Origin of the sequence: Methylobacterium sp. E-005, assembly GCF_022829725.1 — a bacterium.
In the GTDB taxonomy this organism is placed as follows: Bacteria; Pseudomonadota; Alphaproteobacteria; order Rhizobiales; family Beijerinckiaceae; genus Methylobacterium.
The window spans coordinates 1-19,006 of sequence record NZ_JAKSYG010000118.1; the positions used below are offsets into that span (position 1 = coordinate 1).

Here is a 19,006-nt window from a genome sequence, read left to right on the forward strand (position 1 = left end):
GTTGCGGGTTTGAGCGTGCGCGAGGCCGCCGCCGAGGCGACTGGATCGAAGCGGGCTACTGCATCTCGGAAACCCCTATCGCCCAAGGCCGAGCACGACTTCACCGAGTTGAAGCAGATCTGGGAGGAGGCGAAGGACAAGCCCGATTGGCAGGAAGGGGCGGCCCGCGAACTATTCCGCGTCGGCTACATCACCAAGCAGCAGCGCAACGACATCATCCGCGGCATCTGGGCGAAGCACTACGCCCACCTAACCGATGCGGATCGGAAGGAAGCTGCAAAGCGCGCGGCCGAGATGTTGGTTGAAAGGATTCCGCGGGAAACGCTGCTCAAACACATCCCGCGGCTCAAGCACGTGCCAGCCAGCGATATCGCGATCGCCATGGGAGACGTGCAGGAGGATCGGAGGCGCCGGGCAGCTGAAGGTTAGGCCTAACCCCGTCCAACGATCAGATGCCGACGCTGGCCGCGCCGGCTTCAGCTGCCTGCTTGACGGTGGCGCCTCTGCGAAGCGCTGCAGCTATCGCAGCCGAAGCTATGTCAATTGCCTCGGCCCGCTCGTCGCCAAAGTCACGCGTGCTGTTCGTGCCAGCGCTCGGCCGTGCGTGGTAGTTGTCTGGGAAGCTATTGCCCATACGAGTTTTCAGCATATTGGTGGCAGCGCGGTAATCGGCATCGAAGTTTCTGCTCTTATCCGCCGCTCGTTCTTCGTGTGCTCCGACTTCACGCACTCTCGGCATGCCGGAGCTTTTCTGCCCTCGGTCTTTGCCGGTGATGAGTTCGATCACCTTGGTGAGCAGCCAACCGATCGCGTTCATTGGGGCGTCCTGAGCGGGCAGCAGCGGACGCACCCCGTCGAACAGGTCAACGCATCACGGCGGCCTTCGGACTCAGAGGTGCGCCATGCCGCCTTCTAATCGGCAGCTCACTGCATCTGAGCGCGGTCTTCGTGGTCATCTCCGGCTTGCTGGTCCATCGCTGATTTTCGTTGCCGACAGGTTAACTGATCACGACCAGATCAGGCCGCGCTCATCCACAGGAGACAGTCATGGTTGTCGAAACCTTAAACACCGGGATGGGGTGAAGCAGGGCACGCCGATCCAAGCAAAACTGCCCAATTAAAGCTGCATCCGCCGATGCCATTGCCGTCCCAGGGCAAACAAACATCGCAGTGGAGTGCAGTGAAGCGTTATGAGCCAATGACTTAGCACAAGACAAGCGCTATCTTACCCAACCGATGTCTAATAAGGCGTGTGGATCGGTGGCAGATAGCCCGACCATTGCAGTTCAGAAGCCGTCACACCGGAGCCGTGTCACGAACGGCAGCGTGCTGCTGCAGAACGTGGACGGGCGTTCGGGCTGGGCGCGGCGCATGCGGGACCTCATGGCCCTGCACCTATCCGACCTCGGCGGCGGGGCTGCGGTGTCGGCCGCGGAGAAGTCGATCGTCCGCCGGATCGCGACGCTGACTGTCGAGCTGGAGCGGATGGAGGAGCGGTTCGCCACGGGCGGCGAGGCCGACGCCGACGCCCTCGACCTCTACAGCCGCACCTCCGGAAACCTTCGCCGCCTCTTGGAGGCCATCGGCCTGACGCGCCGCGCTCGCGAAGTCACGCCTGCCCTCTCCACCTGCATTGAGGGGCGGCTGACATGAGGGACTTAAATGCCCGCCTCCAGAAGCTGGAGAGGGCCATCCGCCCACCGCAGCAGCGTAAAGTTCGGCAGTTCGTGATCGAAGGGCCAAAAGGTCTGCAAGTCGAGGCTGCTGAGGCTTTCCTCCGTAAATGCGGTCACGACCTTAGAGACGAGGACCACAACATCATCCGGATCATCATCGGCGCCGAGAACGGGCGGCCGGTCGACCTGCGGCTGAAGGACATTACGGCGAGGTACAGCCGATGAAGGCGTCGCTGTATTCTGGCTGCTTTAACAACCGGGCGAAGGGTGGACTGGACTAATGCCGGGCAATGGAAGGCCATTTGAGGCTGGCCAGAGCGGCAACCCGGCCGGTCGGCCCAAAGGGTCGCGCAATCGCACCACCCAAGCGGTCGAAGCCATTCTGGAGGGTGAAGCCGAGACCCTGACCCGCAAGGCTGTCGAGATGGCTTTGGACGGCGACGGTCCGGCGATGCGGTTGTGCCTCGACAGGCTATGCCCGCCCCGAAAGGACAGGGCCATCACGTTCGACCTGCCAGAGATCGAGACGACGGCGGACCTTACCCGGGCGACGCGAGCCCTACTGCAGGGCGTCGCGGACGGTGAGATCACCCCGGCTGAGGCTAGCGAGATGTCCAAGCTAGTCACCGCGCACATCGAGGCGGTGAAGATCGTGGATCTCGCTGCTCGGGTCGCTGCGCTAGAGGAAACCAAGCAAGGCTTGGGAGCTCGGCGATGAAGGATTTACTGTCAGAGCGCGTTCGAAGACTGGAAGCGCAGGTTATACTGCCCACGGCCGGCAAGCATCTCGCCTTTCAGGTCGCGGCGCCGAGCAAGACGCCGGTTGGCGACATCGTCGCCTTCCTGCGCGAGCGCGGGCACGCCATTCACGACGGCGACGACGTGTTCGTGATGAACGTGGGCGCTCACGGAATGGCCGAGGGTCAGGCGACGCGAGACCTATCGACTTCATTGCTTACGGAAGAGCTGCGGGCCGCTGCACCTGCCAGTGGAACATGGCCCAAGGGCCCGGGCTGGTTCGCGTTCAAGCTCGACAGCCCGGGGCAGCATGAACAGTCGAGCGAAGCGCGCTTCGTTCTGTAGACCACATCTCTTGATGGAACCAAGACATGCCGAGGCGCCAAGCCCGAGTATCAATCAAGGCCGAACCGCAGACGGATAAGGACGGCAAGGTCGTTGGACCGCCGAACCCCGGCCGGGATGAAGGCAAGGTCTTCGTTCTTACGGAGCTGTCGGCCAAGCGAGCGGACAGTTGGGGCCAGCGGGCGTTGGTCGCTTTGACCCATGCCGGCGCCGAGCTGCCCGACGAGATCATGACCGCGGGCATGGCCGGCTTTGCCATGATGGGCATGCAGGCTCTGTCCGGCCTTAAGTGGGAGGAGATCGACCCTCTTTTGGAGGAGATGTTCACCTGCATCCGGATCTGCCCGGATCCAAGCCACCCTGACACGGTGCGTGACCTCGTTGAGGACGACATCGAGGAGGTGGCTACACGCTGGAAGCTGCGGGTTGAGGTGCTGGCTCTTCACGTCCGCCCTACCAATCCCGTCGCCCCCTAGACCTCGGCACAGCCGGCGGCGACGACCTGCCCAAGAGGTGGAAGGACTACCAGAACATCTCTCGTTCCATCGCCATCGTGATCGCTGAAGGTCTCGCTACGATGGAACAGCTCGACACGATCTACGGCAGCCAGGACTTAGCCGATTTCGTCGAGATCATTGCTGTGAACCAGCACAACACGCGGCTGTTGCAGCCGAAGAAGTAGGTCCGAGGGGCTAGATATGAGCAGTGGCGCAGGGAACGCAGACGGCTCGGATCCCATCGGGCAGATGGGTGCGCGGGATGCCAATTCCGCCTTCAATCAGCACCAGTTTCAGCAGCGGCAGATCTTCGGCGAGAAGCGATTCCACTTCACGGGCGAGATCGTAGCGGTTCACAACCGCAACAGCCTGACCGAGCCCTGCACCGTCGATGTTAAGCCGCACGTCAAGCAGATGGACGGCGCGGGCAACACGACATCGCACGACATCATCTACGGGATTGCGGTGCCGCGCAGCCAGTCGGGCGGCAGCGTCTTCATCAATGACCCGCAGGTCGGCGACCCGGCCAACTTCTCCGTTCTGGATCGGGACCACTCATCCGTACAGGCCAACGACTGGGTGGAGAGCAACCCCGGGTCGTACCGCCGTCACAGTATGTCGGATGCGATCTTCCACGGCGTATTGCCGCGGAAATCTCAACCGGTAACGCAGCACTTCATGTTTACCGACACCGGGATCGACTGTGCGGACATGAACAAGAACACGTTCAACAGCTCGTCCGCTGGGTGGAACTTCAACGGCGCGATCATCGACCAGAAGGGCAACTTCACGGCCCCCGGTAACGTCACGGCTGGCAAAGGCTCGGCGGATCAGGTTGACCTTCAGGGCCACTCGCACAGCGGCAACGGCGCCGCGCCCACGGCAGGGAGCTAAGTCATGGGCGCCACACCCACCCCTGATGTCGTGAGCGTCCCTGATGTTGACGGCGTGCCGAACGTGCTGTTCGCGCCGGGTTTTGCGGACGGCATCGCTCTCGCTACGGCCGATGATCCCGCGGCGCTGTCTTTCTTCAGCGGTGTCATCGCGCCTCAATGGGGACTGTATCTCGGCGGCGCACCCGTCGTCTCAGCGGATACCATCATCGCTTTTGACGGCAAGCAAGAGTTCGTCATCGCGGACTATCTGCTGGAGCGCGGTGCATTCGAGAGCTACAACAAGGTCCAGATCCCGTTCGACGTGCGATTGGTCTTTGTCGCGGGCGGAAGCGAGGCTAACCGCGCGGCTCTCCTGGCATCCGTCACGGCCATCGCTGGCGACTGCAACGTCTATGACGCGGTGATGCCCGAGAAGGTCTTTCAGAACGTCAACATCATTCACTACGATTTCCGGCGAACCGCCCAGAACGGCGTAGGCCTCCTGAGCGTCGCGCTTTGGTGCCAAGAGGTTCGGCAGGCGTCGGCGACATACCCGAGTGCCAGCGGGGGCGTCGGCGATACGGCGGCCCCGTCCGGTGCAAGCCCTGTAGACGGTGGCACGGTCCAGGCGACGGACGCCACGGCTGCACAGGTCGCCATGGTTCAGTCGCAGGACTTCTCGGGCGGCTACAACGTCAGCGGGTTCAACGTGAATGCGACCGCCACCGCTGATGTCGGTGAGTTGACGGCTTTCGACCCAGCGACCGGCCAGCCGATCCCCGAGGCGACTGTGCCGGGCAGCGCGTCCGCGCCGGTCACGTCCTCCACTATCAGCGGCCTGCCGCCGGCCGGTCCCGACAGCTTCACCAATCTCAACGTCGGCTCGGTGCCGGGCGTCTCCTGACCCGGGAAAGTCGCATGTCAGTGGATGCACGCCCGTGACTTTCGCCAAGAAATACATCGATGTGAAGATCCAGCTTGAGAAGGGCGACTTCCCCGGCGGCGGTAATAGCCTGACGCTGAAGGGCCATCGCGTCGAGGCGGCCATCGAACAGAACGGATCGCCTGACACGGGCAAGGCCACGGTCAGCATCTACGGCTTGTCCCTGTCTGTGATGAACAGCCTCACGGTGCTGCCGCAGAACATGACGGCGATCGGGCAGAACACCGTCACCATCATGCCCTACGAAGAGGGTTCGGCGCCCAGCATCGCCTACAAGGGGACGATCTTCCAGGCTTTCCCCGATCTGCGGTCGCAACCCACTGCGGCTTTCAGGATCGACGCTCTCACGGCGCTCTATCAGGCCGTGCAGACCGCCAAGCCAACCACCGCTCCCGGCTCATCCGATGTCGCGACCCTGATGGAGCAGCTCGCCGGAATGGCGCAGCTCACGTTGGAAAACAACGATGTGAACTGCAAGGTTCGGAACGTCTATCTGCCGAGTTCGCCAAGGCAGCAGATCAAGCAGTTGGCCGATGCCGCCGGCATCAATTGGGTGATTGAGAACGACACGCTCGCAATCTGGCCTAGAAACGGCAGCCGCAAAGGAAACGCCGTCAAGATCAGCTCATCGACTGGAATGGTGGGGTATCCCACATATTCAGCCAGCGGCATTGATGTGACGACGTTGTTCAATTCGAATTACAGGTACGGCGGCAGTGTCGAAGTTCAGAGTGATCTGACGCCAGCCTGCGGGACGTGGTACATCGTCAATATCGTTCACGAAGTCGAGTGCGAGAAACCAGGCGGCAAATGGTTCACTACGCTGTCTTGTTCGCGCTTGCAGATTTGAGGGCTGACTGATGCCTACGGTTGTGGATGCTTTGATCGTGACCTTAGGCTTGGACCCTAAGGATTTCACGAAGGGTCAGCGCGAGGCTGCCAAGGCGGCGGTCCAAGGCCAGAAGGACATCGAGAAGGCTGCCCTTGCACAGGAGAAGGCGGCGGTTCGTGCGGCCCGAGAGACCGAGAAGGCGGCCAAGCAGGAGGCCAAAGCCCACCGCGACGCCGTCAAGGAGATGGAACGGGACGAGCGGGCAGCGGCTAAGGAAGCCGAAAGGCGCGCCAAGGAAGTTGCTCGGGCTCACGATCAGGCGGCGGACTCGCTCAACCGCTTGGGTCGGAATGCCCTGAAGCTGTTCGCCATCTTCACCGGGGGCAGGGCGGTCGGCCAGTTCGTGACCGACATCGGCAAGGCTGACGCTGCGATAGGCCGGATGGCTGACCGTCTCGGGATCGCGCCTGAACGGATCGCGGCCTTCGACAATGCGGTGAAGCGGGCGGGCGGTACGGCGGGTGAAGGGTCCGCTTCGTTCCAGCAGCTATCGGATACCCTCAACGAGCTGCGCACCTCGGGCAATGCCTCGGCCCTCGTGCCGTTCGCCCGGCTACAGGGCATCAGCGGCCAGCAGATCCGCCTCAACGGCAAGCTGGAGGAGTCCTTCGGCGATCTCGCGGAAGCCGCCAAGGGCACGGCCGAGAAGGCGGGAGCCTCGACGGCGAGCTTCCTGCTGAAGCAGGCGGGCTACAGCGAGGCCACCATCAACCTGCTGCTGAAGGGCAGGAAGGCCGTCGAGGAAGCCCTATCGCGGTCTCAGAAAGCGGGGCTCGTGTCCAAGGCCGACTCCGACGCGGCACGCGCCTTGGGCGAGCAGTACGAGGATCTGTCCGACCGGGTGACGGACTTCGGCCGGAAGATCAGCACCGCCCTGACACCGGTCATCACGGATCTGATGAAGCGGTTCGCCGACTGGCTGGACCTGAACAAGGACTGGCTCAAGGACGACATTGTCGGCGAGGTCACTAAGTTCGCGACCGAGCTACGCAAGATCCCGTGGGATGACGTCGGCAAGGGCATCAAGGCATTCATCCAGGGGGCCAACAGCGCCGCGCAGGCGGTCGGCGGCTGGACACGTGTCGCGGAGATCTTCTTCGGCCTCTGGGCACTCAGCAAGGTCGGCAAGGTACTCGCCAGCATCGCCTTGATCCGAAGCGCCCTGGTCGTCGGTGACACGTCGCTGCTGGCGGCAATGGCCCGCGTAGGCCTGCCGGTGGCGATCGGCGCGGCTGCGATGGGGCACGGGTTCCAGACGCCCGAGGAGGCCGCCAAGGATCCTGATCAGGCCGTGCTGCAGAAGGACGGTGTCGACCGGCGGGCACGGGTGCGGGGCGCCATCGGTGGCGCGTGGGAGGCTACGAAGCGGTTTGGTAGGCGGATCCTCGGCGGCGGCGGCGAAGATGCTGGTGAGAATGGCGGTATGCGCACGCGCGCCCATCGCGGCCTGGACAAGCTGGCGCAGAGTGCGAACGTCAAGGCGATCACAGGTGAGCTTCGAAACGCGGGCTATGGTGACAACGCCATCGCGGCCGTTGTCGGCTCAATGGAGACAGAGAGTACCTTTAATCCCCGCGCGCGCAACAATGTAAGCGGCGGCCATACCGGCCTTTGGCAATGGGACCGAAATCGTTGGCCTAAGGTCAAAAGATGGATCGAGGCCCAAGGCGGCAATCCATACGACGCGGCATGGCAGACGAAGGCTTGGGTTGCGGAGCACAACGCAAAACCGGGCGATGCCATCTATGACCACCCTCGGACGGAACGGGGCGGCGCAATCCTGCGGAACAACCCGACTATTGAGGATGCCATTCATGGCGTTCGCGAAAGCGAACGGTTCGGCCCTGGCGAAGAAGGTGGGCGGGCTCGCCACGCTCGGGAATGGCTGCCGCAAATCCGATCCTCGGCGCAGCGAGATAAGGATATCGCCACTATACAGGCCGGTCCGCGCAAGCCGGAAAGCAATACCTTACCCAACGGTGCACCAGCCGTCCTTAAGCCCAACAGCATGCCGGATGCGCCTGGACAGACGATGGGTGAAGCAAGCAAGCGAAAGCCCATGGCATCGCTACTCTACGGCGATACACCTCCGGCCGCTCGCATCGGTGCCGCGGCTGTGGTGGCGCAGGCTAGCTCGGCACAGGCCGACCGACTGGCCTCAATCAGCAACGATAACCGGAGCGTCAGCACGTCAAGGGCCGAGTCCCACTTCCATGGCGATATGATCTTCCAGAATGCCGGGGACAGCCGTGAGATCGCCAACAACCTGCGAGATCGGCTGAAGGAACGGCAATTCGTCCAGGCAGCGAACTACGGGCAGGGCTAGCACCTGCATCATCGGCGAGGGCCGCAAACCTGCAAGAACAATTGGTCCGCCTGGATGATGCTATTGGGGTCAGCCACGGACACCCAAGGGCCGCCATCGCGAGACGGTCTATATGCTCCGTCCCCGGCAACGATTACAGTGGGACGCCTGCAATTAATTTGAAGCTCAAGTTTTTCTCGGGATTTGTTGCTTTGAATACAATTTGCCCAATCTTTATCTGATGGATGAACGTCTTCGTATCTTTCACAGTATTCCGAGATATTGGTTTTCAATCTCTGTGCGGACAACTCATGAAGACCAGTGGCTGCGACGCGATGAGAGACCACCGTGCTACCGACACCGTTGGACGATAGTGAGATGACATCGCCAACATCAATAGCACGAGCGCCGGAGATAGACGCAGCAAAGATCACAGCGGCGAGGGCGTAGCGCATCCCGGCAAGATGGGCGCAGGTAACGCGGCTGTCGAGATGCCTTGGCTGTTCCTCGTGACCTCGCCGAGGTAAAGCCGCCTATGGATCCCACCATCGTCAAAGCCCTCGCCCTGATCGAGGATCATCACGTCGAGCACGGCATCCCGACGGTGCTGGAGATGCGCGACATCCGGGCGAAGATGGAGGCTGAGGCGACCGGGCACGCGACGGCCGCGGAGATGGTGCATGACACGTTCACGGCTATGGGATACCGGATCGAGATGGTCGACGGCGTGATCTACCGCCTGGAGCAGTAAGAGGAGGCTGCGGTTGCTGATCCCCGCTTCTCGCGGCTACAGCCTGCCCGTGCCAGACAAGCTCAATGCCCTCTTCGAACGCTTCGAGGGACACCAGGGCATACTTGTCATGACGCTGTACAAAATAACGATCTCTTAAACCTTGGCATGCCAACGGTCGACGAAAGCGAATACCGGCGAGATACGTCATGCCCCCGCTTTCCCGGCTACTTCGTCCGCTCCGCTCCGCCCGGACGTGGATCATCTTGGGCGTTTCAGCACCTGTCGGGATGCTCGCGGCATCAGGTCTGATGCTCGCCGACCTACGTCAGGACGCCTGGGATAAGGCTGAGCAGACCTCCAAGAACCTCGTCCAGGTTCTGGAACGCGATATCGCTCGCAACATCGAGATGTACGATCTCTCGCTGCGTGCTGTCGTCGACAACCTGAAGGTCTCCGGCGTCGATCAGATCGGTCCCGCGCTGCGCCAACTCATCCTGTTCGACCGCGCGGCCACGGCCCAGGACTTGGGCGTCATGCTCGTCTTCGACGAGAACGGCGACAACATCATCGATGCGGGTGCGGTGCCAGCTCGCAAGATCAACAACGCCGATCGCCCCTATTTTCAGGAGCACAAGGCTCAAGCCGATCTCGGCCTCTTCATTGGCAAGCCGATGGTCTCTCGCCTGACAGGAGCCCAAACGCTCGCGTTCAGTCGCCGCATCGACAAGCCTGACGGCAGCTTCGGTGGCGTGGTGCTCGGCACTCTGAAACTGTCCTACTTCACGCGACTTTTCAGCCAGATCGACCTCGGTCGGGATGGGGCGATCAATCTGTACCTGCGGGACGGCACGCGCATCATGCGCCACCCCTACTCGGAAGCCGATATCGGCGTGAACATCGCAGGTGCCCCGACCTTCAAGGGCTTTCTGCGTGAGCACAGCGGCAGCTTCGTTGAGACCTCCGCCCGGGACGGTATTGAGCGGCACTACACCTTCACACGTATCGGCCACCTGCCATTGATCTTGAACGTCGCTCTGTCGACGGAAGAGATTGAGGCTGATTGGCGCGTGAAGGCGCTCACGATCGGTATCATCGTACTGATGCTGTGCGGTCTCACGATCGCACTCTCCCTACTATTCGGGCGCGAGCTGCGACGCCGCGAGGTGATACAAGCCGAACTCGCCAAGCTCTCGCTCACGGATGCCCTGACGGGGCTACCGAACCGTCGCGCCTTTGAGGACGCGTTCGCCCGGGCATCAGGTGGCGCGAGGCGCTCGGGCAAGCCTCTGTCCCTGCTCATCGTTGATGCAGACCACTTCAAGCGGTTCAACGACCGCTATGGGCATCAGGTCGGAGACGAAGTGCTGCGAGGCTTGGCGTGCAGCCTCTCGGCCAGCGTTCATCGTCCGCATGATCTGGTCAGCCGGGTCGGTGGAGAGGAGTTCGCCATCCTCCTGCCGGACACCGATCAAGCAGGAGCCCTGCGCATCGCCGAGAAGGTCCACGCCGATGTATCGACCCTGGCGATTGGCTCCGCGGGCATCGGTGCCGGTGCAGTCACGGTGAGCATCGGACTCGCTGTCGGCGTGCCAAGCGGCGCGGAGACCGTGGGGCCGACCGACCTCTACCACCTCGCGGATGGTGCGCTCTACGAAGCCAAAGAAGGCGGTCGGAACCAAACCCGCTGTGCGAAGCCGCATGATCCGGTCATCACGCCGCTGAAGCACGCGCTTCGACTGATGCGCTGAGCGTACCAGTCCGCATTGGTGCCATACCGCAACCCCCATGCCCATCCGGCCCGAGCAACGCTTCTTCTACCCCATCGATTGGCCACGACTCTCGGCTGCGATGCACAACTTCCTGTAGGCTTTCACTGTCTTTCAACCACAGCTTTAACTCGTTCAAGTTACTGACCGATCCAGTAGCAATCTTGGCTTTATGACGTGAGATGACGGCCCCTCGACGTCGTCCTGACTGAGCAAGCCATGATCCGCGTCCTCACCTGTGTCGCGCAGCAGCATGATTTGCGCCTCGTCGCACTCTCGGCCGTGATTTGCGCCCTCGGGTGCTTCGCGACCGTCACCCTGATCGCGCGGGCTGAGGCTGGTTCCCGTTCGCTGCTTCGGGCTCTCGTTCCGGCTGCTACTATTTTCGGTGGCAGCGTCTGGTCGCTGCACTTCGTCGCCATGCTGGCGTTCCGGACCGAAGCGCAGGTCGCCTTCGATCTCGACTTCACGGCAGCCTCGATCGTCGTGGCCATCGCCGGCTCCCTGGCCGCCCTGTCCCTGTGGCGTTGGCTGTCCACCGTCCCGCTGGGCATCGTGCTGGCAGGCACCGTGCTCGGTCTCGCGATCACCGGCATGCACTATCTCGGCGTCGATGCGATGGCCGCCTCCAGCCTCGTGCTGTTCGATCCCTACTACGTCGCCGCCTCGATCCTGGTCGGCGTCGCGTTCTCCATCCTCGCCCTGGCGCGTGCCGGCAGGCTGACGAGCTTCGGCCGCCGCATCGAGGTCACCGGCTGGTTCGCGCTGGCGATCTGCGGCCTGCACTTCACAGGTATGACCGCCGTCACGGTCGCGCCGATCGCGCTGCGGGAGGGCGAGAGCTACGTGCTCGGCTCGACCCCGCTCGCCCTGACGGTCGCTGCCGTCAGCCTCGCGGTGCTGATCGCCGGCCTCGTCGCCCTAGCGCTGCAGCAGCATCTCTCGCAACGTGATCGGCGTGACCTCAGCCGCATGCGCCTGCTCAGCAATCTCGCGCACGAGGTGCTGTTCATCCATCGCGACGGCGAGGTGCTGGAGGTCAACGATGCCGGCGGTCGCTTGTTCGGGATGGCCCCCGACCAGATCGTCGGCCGGCCGGTGCTCGACCTGTTCTCGCAGGCCGACGTCCCGGCGCTGCTGAGGCGCACGCGCTGCCGCTCGGAGGATCTGCGACCCGAGGAGTTCGAGATCCGCACCGCCGCCGGCACGCACGTGCCGGTCGAGTTGTCCTGCCGCACCATCGAGTTCGGCGGCAAGCCCGCCACCGCGGTCGCCCTGCGCGACCTCACTGCCCGCAAGCGCGACGAAGCGCGTATCCGCCACCTCGCGCTGCACGACGCCTTGACCGACCTGCCCAACCGCTACCTGCTGGAGCAGCGCCTCGGTCCGGCACTTGAGGCCGCAGCCCTAGACGGGACCAGCGTGGCGGTGATCTACATCGACTTGGACCGGTTCAAGGCGGTCAACGATGTCCATGGGCACGCAGCAGGCGACGCCCTCTTGGTCCAGGCGGCCAAGCGCATGCTGACCGAGCTGCGCCCAAGCGACACCCTGGCGCGGATCGGTGGAGACGAGTTCGTAGTGCTGCTCACCGGCGCGCGCGCGCCGCAGCGGGTCGCGAAGATCGCCGGTCGCCTCGTTGAGGGGCTGCGTCGCCCGTTCCAGATCGACGATTACCGTGTCGAGATCGGCGCTTCGGCTGGCGTCGCCCTGTTCCCTGCGGACGGCAGCACGACTGAAACGCTACTGCGCGCGGCCGACACCGCCCTGTACCGCGTCAAGTATGAGGGCCGGGGCTCCGTGCGCTTCTTCGAGCCGGCGATGGACGCCCAGCTGCGGGCGCGTCAGCGGCTCGAACACGAGCTCGGTGGGGCAATCGCCCGCGACGAACTGCGGCTGTTCTACCAGCCGATCGTCAACGGCCGCACCGGCGAGATCGAGACCTTCGAGGCGCTGATCCGCTGGCAGCACCCGGAGCGCGGCTTCGTCTCGCCGGCCGAGTTCATACCGGTGGCGGAGCAGACCGACTTGATCGGGCGTATCGGCGCGTGGGTGATCGACACCGCCTGCGCGGCGGCCGCGGCGTGGCCGCAGCCATGGCGGGTGTCGGTCAACGTCTCGCCGACCCAGTTCCGGCAAACTGACATCCCGACGCTGGTCGCGACAGCACTGGAGCGGCACGACCTCGACCCGGCACGGCTGGTGGTCGAGATCACCGAGAGCGTGTTCATCCAGGACGCATCGACTGCGGTCGCGGTCCTGACGCGGCTGCGGGGGCTGGGCGTGCGGCTGGCGCTCGATGACTTCGGTACCGGGTACTCGTCGCTGAGCTACCTGCAGCAGTTCCGGTTCGATAAGATCAAGGTCGATCAGTCGTTCGTGCGGCGGCTGGGGCAGGACGCCGACACGCTGGCGATCGTGCGGGCGATCGTGAACCTCGGGCACAATCTCGGCCTGCAGATCACGGTCGAGGGGGTCGAGACCGCCGAGCAGCTGGCGATCCTTCGCGAGCTGCACTGCGAGCAGATGCAGGGCTACCTGTTCGCGCGCCCTGCAGCGGTGCTGGGTGTGTCGGAGCTGGAGCTGGCCCGGTTGCGGGCGTTGTTTGTCGAACAGCCGCTGCTGGCTATGGCTTAAGCTCGACGCGGTATCGGGGCTGAACGATCCGGAACATTCGGCAGAACTGTTGCTCGCATCGACGTCGTAGATACGGACGGCAGAACTGCTGGGTTATGAGGTAGCGCTCGCGATCGCCCGGATCTGTGGCCAACGCGGATCTCGGTCCGCGCTGGCTTTGATGGCCTGTTCTAGGGCCTTGGCAAGGCCTTCAGCGCCATCCTGGTCAAGCTGCTGCGATAGCAGGTAAACCTCGGCCACAGCTGCTTCACGCGGCACGCACGGTAGCGAGGAACCGACCGACTTCGGCCGCGAGGTGCTCGGACTGGCGCGACAGTTCCGAGGCCGCATCCAACACTTGGCTCGCAGCTGCGCCCGTCTCCTCGGCTGCATTCGCGACGCCGGCGATGTTGTGTGTCACCTCGCCGGTGCCCATCGCCGCCTGGCTGACGTTGCGCACGATTTCCTGTGTCGCCGCCCCCTGTTCCTCCACGCCCGCGGCAATCGAGGTCGCCACGCCGCTGATCTCGCGGATCCGTCCGGTGATGCCCGTGATCGCCGTGACCGCCTGCCCGGTCGATGCCTGGACCTGAGCGATCTGTCCGGAGATTTCGTGTGTCGCCTTGGCGGTCTGCTCGGCCAGCGCCTTCACCTCGGACGCGACCACCGCGAAGCCCTTGCCGGCGGCGCCCGCGCGGGCCGCCTCGATGGTGGCGTTGAGCGCCAGCAGGTTGGTCTGGCCAGCGATCGACGAGATCAGCCCGACCACGTCACCGATCCGCGCGACGGCGCCGCTCAGCTCCTGCACCAGAACACCGGCCTGATCGGCTTCGCTCACCGCGAGGTGGGCGAGACTCGCCGATCCGTCCACCTGCCGTCCGATCTCCTGAACCGACGATCCGAGTTCCTCGGCGGCTGCCGCGACGGTGTTGACGTTGGACGCCGCCTCTTCGGCCGCCGCCGCGACCGCGCCGGACTGGGCGGAGGTTTCACCCGCCATCGCCGACATCGAGCCGGCGGTAGCCTGCAACTCGGTCGCGGCCGCCGAGACCAAGCCGATGATCCCGCCGACCGCCTGCTCGAAGCCGTCGGCCATCTGGCGCATGCCGGCCTTGCGCTGTTCCTCGGCTGCCAGCCGCGACTGTGCGGTCTCCGCCTCCAGTGCCCGAGTACGGATCAGATTGTCCCTGAACACCTGCACGGCGGCCGCCATCTCGCCGATCTCGTCACGGCGGTTCTGGTAGGGTACCTCGGCTGCTGCATCGCCACCGGCGAGCACCCCCATCGCCCGCGTCATGGTCTGGATCGGGCGGGAGATGCGCAACAGGGCGAAGGCGGCGGCCGCGCAAGCGGCGGTGAGTGTAAGGGCCACGGCGACGTAGGCGGCCAATGCGGCGGTATCGGCTTCGGACACGGCCAAATCGGCATCCCGGCGAGCGCCTTGCTCGTTCAGGGCGACATCACGCGAGAGATCGGCCCGAGCTTCGTCGTACAGACTAGCGGTGTCGGGCGCGGTCATCAGCTTGAGGGCGGACGACTGTTGCCCGGACTCCATCAGGCGACGCATCTCGGCGTCGGCCTGCTCGAAGCGCTTCCAGACAGAAGCGAAGGCGTCATAGATGGCGCGCTCCTCGTTCGAGGAGATCAATGGCTCGTAGGCCTTGCGCGCTTGCGTGAGCTTATCGTGGGTCGCGGCGAGCTTGGCCTCGTTCTCAGCCAAGTGAGCTGGCGTATCCGACAGGGTCAGCAAGCGCAGCTGCTTGATCCGAACCTCGGACGCGGCGGCCCGGATCTCGTTCACAGTGACGACCGATGGCAGCCAGTTCGATGCGACCTCGGTGACGGAGTGACGGATCCCAGCCAGCTCGAAGATCGAGAGTGAGCCCTGACCTGCCGCGATGAGGGCGAGCAGGCCGAAGGCAGCCGAGAGTGCCGCCTTGAGCGAGAGGTGCAGGCGCATAATCATATCACCCGAATAGGAATGTAAGCTGTGCTAGCCTCCGAAGACCGGAGACAAACTTCATATCGGATTTAGGCAATTCGGTTAATTAACTGCTACTTATGAATTAAAACTATAAAACGTTACGCGTTAGTCGTAGCCTCGGTGTTTAGAAGCACCACTGTCTCAACCGTGAATTGCTATCTACAACTATGAGTTTAAACATGGCGACAGACAATAACCACAAGGCCGTGAATATCGTCAATCTGTCCCGCAACTGAATAAGTTCGACGCCCTGCCTACCCTAGGCGAAGGAAGCCTTTCGGTGAAAAGCTCGCCCAGGTGAAACTTCGGCTGAGGCCAGCACGTACCGCTCACCCATGAGCGAACGACACGACAAACCCTCGCCCCTGGATGCCGCGTTAGCTGCGCAGATCCATGCTGCCCGCATCCGGGGTGCCTACTCGATCGAGACCCTGGCGGCAGTCGCACAGGTCACCCCCGAGGTGATCGCCAGCCTTGAACGAGGCGGGCCGATCGCCGACGCCGGGGCACGAGACCGTGTCATGGACGTGCTTGGCCTGCGTCCGGATAGCCAATTCTCTCCTGCCAAGCCGATTGATTACAGCCGACGCACATCGGACTGAGATGGACACGGGTTGCCCCCGTCTGCTCGGCCTCCTCCCGCCACGCGTGCCGCTCGGTCCGCATCGCCTCAACGAGCGCGTGCATGTTACCGGCGTCGGTTGCGGTCTCGACGAGCATATCTTGAGCGGAGGCTAGTTGCTTGCGCAGCTCGGCGTTCTCAGTCGCCAGCGCTAGGAGCAGAGCGGCCACCACATCGCTCATTCCTGCTCCCGTACACCCCGAGCCAGCGCGTCTAGCTGGGTGCCGACTCGGTCGCAATTGCGTTCGTTGACCGCGACTGCGCCGGCGAGGCCGCACCGAGGCCCGCCGTCTCAAGACGACCCCGGTGCGGCTCTTCCGGCGCGCGGCCGGAGCCGATCGCTGAGGCTATGCTGCCGCAGGGTGATTAACGCATTCTGTGCGAACACCGCGGCAGCAAATCCGCTGGGCAGTTCAGTTCACATGCGCGAGCGGCGCATATGGTGACGCCGATTGCGCTTCATGTGCCGCATGCTCATCATACCCCGCTGACCGCCCATGCGCTTCTCCGACGGGCTCTTCACACTGCCGGGATTGCTCATGTTGCTCTGAGCACTGCCACTGCCACTACCAGCCGGCATCTGAGCGAGGGCCGCTCCCGTGATGGCGAGGGTCAGTGCGGCGGCGAGACCAAGGGTCTTTGTTGACATGGACATTCCTCCAGACAGATCGGTTCGATCGGTCATGGGCTGAACGTCATCATGATCGATATCGTTCAAGCTTCTGTGGGGGACAGCCGCAATCAGCATCATCCTGCTTGCTGCCGGCATTCGGTTCGGCTACCGAAGCCAGCCCAGACAAAGAAAAGGCCACCCCCGAAGGAGCGGCCCGAAGTCTAGGGAGGAAACGCCCTCGGAAGGGCAGCAGGACAGCGACGCCATCGCCGTCCCGCATCGCAAACTTAGATTACCGCACCGCAGTAGACAACCACCCGAGGGTTGCAGGTGTGCACCTCGACGTGGTCACTCCGCCGCCGAGGTTCAAATTCAGATCGCACTGTATCTTGTTGGCCATGGGCCGGCGTGCACGGTTCCTGTTCCCCGCCATGCCGACCCTCGCGCGGCCACCCGGCCAAGGCATCACAAGCGCGGGTTGATGAACTGACTCATCCCGTACCTGTCACCACGCGCTCGCCCATCGTCGCATCGTGTGGCGTCGCCAACGACGCGGATGCGCCAATGGGTAGACCGTCTCTCTATCAGATCCAGGCCGACCTGGCGCGCCTACAGAGTGCCCTCAGCCAGCATGCGTTCCATCTGCACGTCGGCGAGGTAGTTCAGCAGGCGATCGGCCGAGTCAGTGTCAGTGCACGCGACTGCGACCGGGACAGGCAGATCGGTCTGGGCAACCGTGGTAAGGACGGACTCGGCCATCAGTGCCGCTTCACGGATCGAGGAGGCCGCGAGGAGGCGCGTCCCCTGAGGGGTATCGATCTGGATCGCGATGTTAGCCATAGCGCCCTAACGAGCGCATCCCCAGAACTGTTTCACGTCCAACTCGGCTTTGTCGTCCTCCATGCCGAACATGCGCAGACCGTCACCGCATAGCTCGGCCGCCTCCACCACCCACGCGGATTCTAGAGGGGTCGCGTCGGCCAGGGTCGCCCGCTGCCCCTCAGCAGCCAATTCTGAAACATGCGCTTCACGCGGTCGGATAGGGTTAGTCTGATGCCCCTCAGTCTTGTGCTGCTGGAAGCCGACAACGGCATGGTGCAGATCCAGGGCGGCGTGCCGGATGGGGTGTACGGCCAGGGGACATGAGCTCCGGCGGCTCCCAAGGCCAAGTCCAAGCCTGAGCCCGGCTAAGCAGGGCCCACGCTTGGGAGCCGTCACTCCTTCGATGTCTTACCCGGATCGTCACCACCGGGCTGGTCGGTGCCCTGGCCTGGCCGCTCCGTCTTCTCGCTGCCGTCCGTCACCTTCCGGGCATCCTCGATCAGGTCCTCGGCCACGTCGCGATCGCGCTCTCGGTCCATCGGTGCGTCTCCCTATCATAGCGGATGACATGGCGCGCTGAGGTTGAGCGGGAAGAGCCGGGGCATGAGACCAGCGTCCGCACCACGAGCGCTGGCAACTTATTCAAGGACGTCGTCCAGCGTAGCGGAGCCCATAGGCGGCGGGCGATTGAGAGCCACCGTTGGCAACCTGCTTGTGGACGCGGTGCGCGGAGTGGAAGGACGATGGCTAGGACAGATGGGCCAGAAGGGGCCGAAGCCCCCATTGTTACTGCGGCATCCACCTGATTGAGTCGACGTTCTCAGGCGAGAGATCCGCTTCAAGGCTACCCTGATGACGGACCTGGACGCGTTTGGCCTCGGCGTGGTCCACCTTCGCGGCAGGGGCTTTCCGATCCACTGAGCCAGTCGTCAGTTGTACGTTGCGGTTCGGCCAGTCTTCCAGCTTCAGAGCCTTGGCCGGCTTCTGGTCGCCGCAGCCCTGGCAGATCGACACCACCCAAGACTGCCAAAGCCCATTGGTTTTCTCGTCCGCTGACTTGGCCTGCTCACGGTGAGCGGATGCTAGCACTACTTTGGCAGATTGAAGGAACGCGGGAGGTTTTCGCGGATTCGCATGCCACGGCCATGGGCTTGGGTGCGCGCGATGTCCGGTGCTGGCGGATGGCATGAGGATCTGGATCGGTGGCTGCAGCCATTTCTTGGCTCCTGCACATCAGCGAGGACGCCTATCTGGGCGATGCGCAGTACACCATCTCGGTGGACGGCAAGCAGGTCGTCGGCGTCCTGACCGACCACGCCTCCCACGCGGACGGGCAATCGGACGCGATCACGGTGAACGGCGACTGGGCCTCGGGCAGCCACACCGTCGCGGTCAACTTCCTCAACGACGCCTCGGGCGGCACCGCCAGCCTGGATCGCAACCTCTACGTCGACAGCGCCACCTACAATGGGGCGTCCGTCGCCAACGCGCACTTCACCATGCTGAGCCAGGGCGCGCAGACCTTCACGTTCGTCGATACGGCCACATCGACGCCCACGTCGGCGAGCATCGGGACCGG

The 19,006-nt window shown here is 63.6% G+C and carries 20 protein-coding genes; 15 read left to right on the forward strand and 5 right to left on the reverse strand.

Annotated features, from left to right (window positions below; genetic code table 11):
- Nucleotides 1-429, forward strand: a 429-nt coding sequence (locus MKK88_RS14210; RefSeq protein ID WP_244000712.1) for a hypothetical protein, incomplete at its 5' end; no start/stop codon positions are given.
- Between the two features lie 19 nt (nucleotides 430-448).
- Here MKK88_RS14210 and MKK88_RS14215 read toward each other — a convergent pair.
- Nucleotides 449-817, reverse strand: coding sequence for a hypothetical protein (locus MKK88_RS14215; protein WP_244000713.1), 369 nt, complete (start codon nucleotides 815-817; stop codon nucleotides 449-451).
- Nucleotides 818-1,326: 509 nt separating this feature from the next.
- On the opposite strand from MKK88_RS14215, the gene MKK88_RS14220 reads away from it, so the two are divergent.
- The 12 genes from MKK88_RS14220 (at nucleotide 1,327) to MKK88_RS14275 (ending at nucleotide 13,407) form a co-directional block, all read left to right on the forward strand.
- Complete coding sequence (locus MKK88_RS14220) at nucleotides 1,327-1,653, forward strand: hypothetical protein (RefSeq protein ID WP_244000715.1); 327 nt, start codon at nucleotides 1,327-1,329, stop codon at nucleotides 1,651-1,653.
- Nucleotides 1,650-1,901, forward strand: a complete 252-nt coding sequence (locus tag MKK88_RS14225; RefSeq protein ID WP_244000717.1) for a hypothetical protein — start codon at nucleotides 1,650-1,652, stop codon at nucleotides 1,899-1,901. The genes MKK88_RS14220 and MKK88_RS14225 overlap by 4 nt, the downstream gene beginning before the upstream one ends.
- A 55-nt stretch (nucleotides 1,902-1,956) precedes the next feature.
- The gene (locus tag MKK88_RS14230; protein ID WP_244000718.1) at nucleotides 1,957-2,394 is read left to right on the forward strand and encodes a DUF5681 domain-containing protein; all 438 of its coding nucleotides are present in this window, start codon (nucleotides 1,957-1,959) and stop codon (nucleotides 2,392-2,394) included.
- Nucleotides 2,391-2,759 (forward strand): hypothetical protein, encoded by a 369-nt coding sequence (locus tag MKK88_RS14235; RefSeq protein ID WP_244000719.1) that lies wholly within the window; start codon nucleotides 2,391-2,393, stop codon nucleotides 2,757-2,759. Before MKK88_RS14230 ends, MKK88_RS14235 begins: the two co-directional genes overlap by 4 nt.
- Nucleotides 2,760-2,785: 26 nt before the next feature.
- Nucleotides 2,786-3,235: a hypothetical protein gene (locus tag MKK88_RS14240; protein ID WP_244000721.1), complete on the forward strand. Its 450-nt coding sequence runs from the start codon at nucleotides 2,786-2,788 to the stop codon at nucleotides 3,233-3,235.
- A 222-nt stretch (nucleotides 3,236-3,457) separates the two neighbouring features.
- Complete coding sequence (locus MKK88_RS14245) at nucleotides 3,458-4,150, forward strand: hypothetical protein (protein ID WP_244000723.1); 693 nt, start codon at nucleotides 3,458-3,460, stop codon at nucleotides 4,148-4,150.
- 3 nt (nucleotides 4,151-4,153) lie between these two features.
- Entirely contained in the window at nucleotides 4,154-5,035 is an 882-nt protein-coding gene (locus MKK88_RS14250; RefSeq protein WP_244000725.1) for a hypothetical protein, read from the forward strand.
- Nucleotides 5,036-5,069: 34 nt separating this feature from the next.
- Complete coding sequence (locus tag MKK88_RS14255) at nucleotides 5,070-5,924, forward strand: baseplate hub protein (RefSeq protein WP_244000727.1); 855 nt, start codon at nucleotides 5,070-5,072, stop codon at nucleotides 5,922-5,924.
- Between the two features lie 10 nt (nucleotides 5,925-5,934).
- Nucleotides 5,935-8,292, forward strand: a complete 2,358-nt coding sequence (locus MKK88_RS14260) for a phage tail tip lysozyme (protein ID WP_244000729.1) — start codon at nucleotides 5,935-5,937, stop codon at nucleotides 8,290-8,292.
- A 514-nt stretch (nucleotides 8,293-8,806) separates the two neighbouring features.
- Nucleotides 8,807-9,022, forward strand: a complete 216-nt coding sequence (locus MKK88_RS14265) for a hypothetical protein (RefSeq protein ID WP_244000731.1) — start codon at nucleotides 8,807-8,809, stop codon at nucleotides 9,020-9,022.
- Between the two features lie 188 nt (nucleotides 9,023-9,210).
- Complete coding sequence (locus tag MKK88_RS14270; RefSeq protein ID WP_244000733.1) at nucleotides 9,211-10,752, forward strand: sensor domain-containing diguanylate cyclase; 1,542 nt, start codon at nucleotides 9,211-9,213, stop codon at nucleotides 10,750-10,752.
- A gap of 237 nt (nucleotides 10,753-10,989) precedes the next feature.
- On the forward strand, nucleotides 10,990-13,407 hold the full coding sequence (locus tag MKK88_RS14275; RefSeq protein WP_244000735.1) for an EAL domain-containing protein: 2,418 nt from the start codon (nucleotides 10,990-10,992) through the stop codon (nucleotides 13,405-13,407).
- 247 nt (nucleotides 13,408-13,654) lie between these two features.
- Here the strand turns inward: MKK88_RS14275 and MKK88_RS14280 are convergent, their stop codons facing one another.
- Nucleotides 13,655-15,346 carry a methyl-accepting chemotaxis protein gene (locus MKK88_RS14280; protein ID WP_244000737.1) on the reverse strand — a complete coding sequence of 564 codons (1,692 nt, stop codon included), beginning with the start codon at nucleotides 15,344-15,346 and terminating at the stop codon, nucleotides 13,655-13,657.
- A gap of 359 nt (nucleotides 15,347-15,705) precedes the next feature.
- Here MKK88_RS14280 and MKK88_RS14285 point away from each other — a divergent pair, with 359 nt between their 5' ends.
- The gene (locus tag MKK88_RS14285) at nucleotides 15,706-15,972 is read left to right on the forward strand and encodes a hypothetical protein (RefSeq protein ID WP_244000745.1); all 267 of its coding nucleotides are present in this window, start codon (nucleotides 15,706-15,708) and stop codon (nucleotides 15,970-15,972) included.
- Nucleotides 15,973-16,410: 438 nt separating this feature from the next.
- Here the strand turns inward: MKK88_RS14285 and MKK88_RS14295 are convergent, their stop codons facing one another.
- From MKK88_RS14295 to MKK88_RS14305, 3 genes are all read right to left on the reverse strand, one after another.
- Nucleotides 16,411-16,743, reverse strand: coding sequence for a hypothetical protein (locus MKK88_RS14295; RefSeq protein WP_244000739.1), 333 nt, complete (start codon nucleotides 16,741-16,743; stop codon nucleotides 16,411-16,413).
- 471 nt (nucleotides 16,744-17,214) lie between these two features.
- A complete protein-coding gene (locus tag MKK88_RS14300) occupies nucleotides 17,215-17,445 on the reverse strand; it encodes a hypothetical protein (RefSeq protein WP_244000741.1) in 231 nt (76 codons plus the stop codon).
- Between the two features lie 374 nt (nucleotides 17,446-17,819).
- Complete coding sequence (locus MKK88_RS14305; protein ID WP_244000743.1) at nucleotides 17,820-17,966, reverse strand: hypothetical protein; 147 nt, start codon at nucleotides 17,964-17,966, stop codon at nucleotides 17,820-17,822.
- Between the two features lie 663 nt (nucleotides 17,967-18,629).
- Here MKK88_RS14305 and MKK88_RS14310 point away from each other — a divergent pair.
- Nucleotides 18,630-19,006, forward strand: a 377-nt coding sequence (locus MKK88_RS14310; RefSeq protein WP_313902317.1) for a carbohydrate-binding domain-containing protein, incomplete at its 3' end; no start/stop codon positions are given.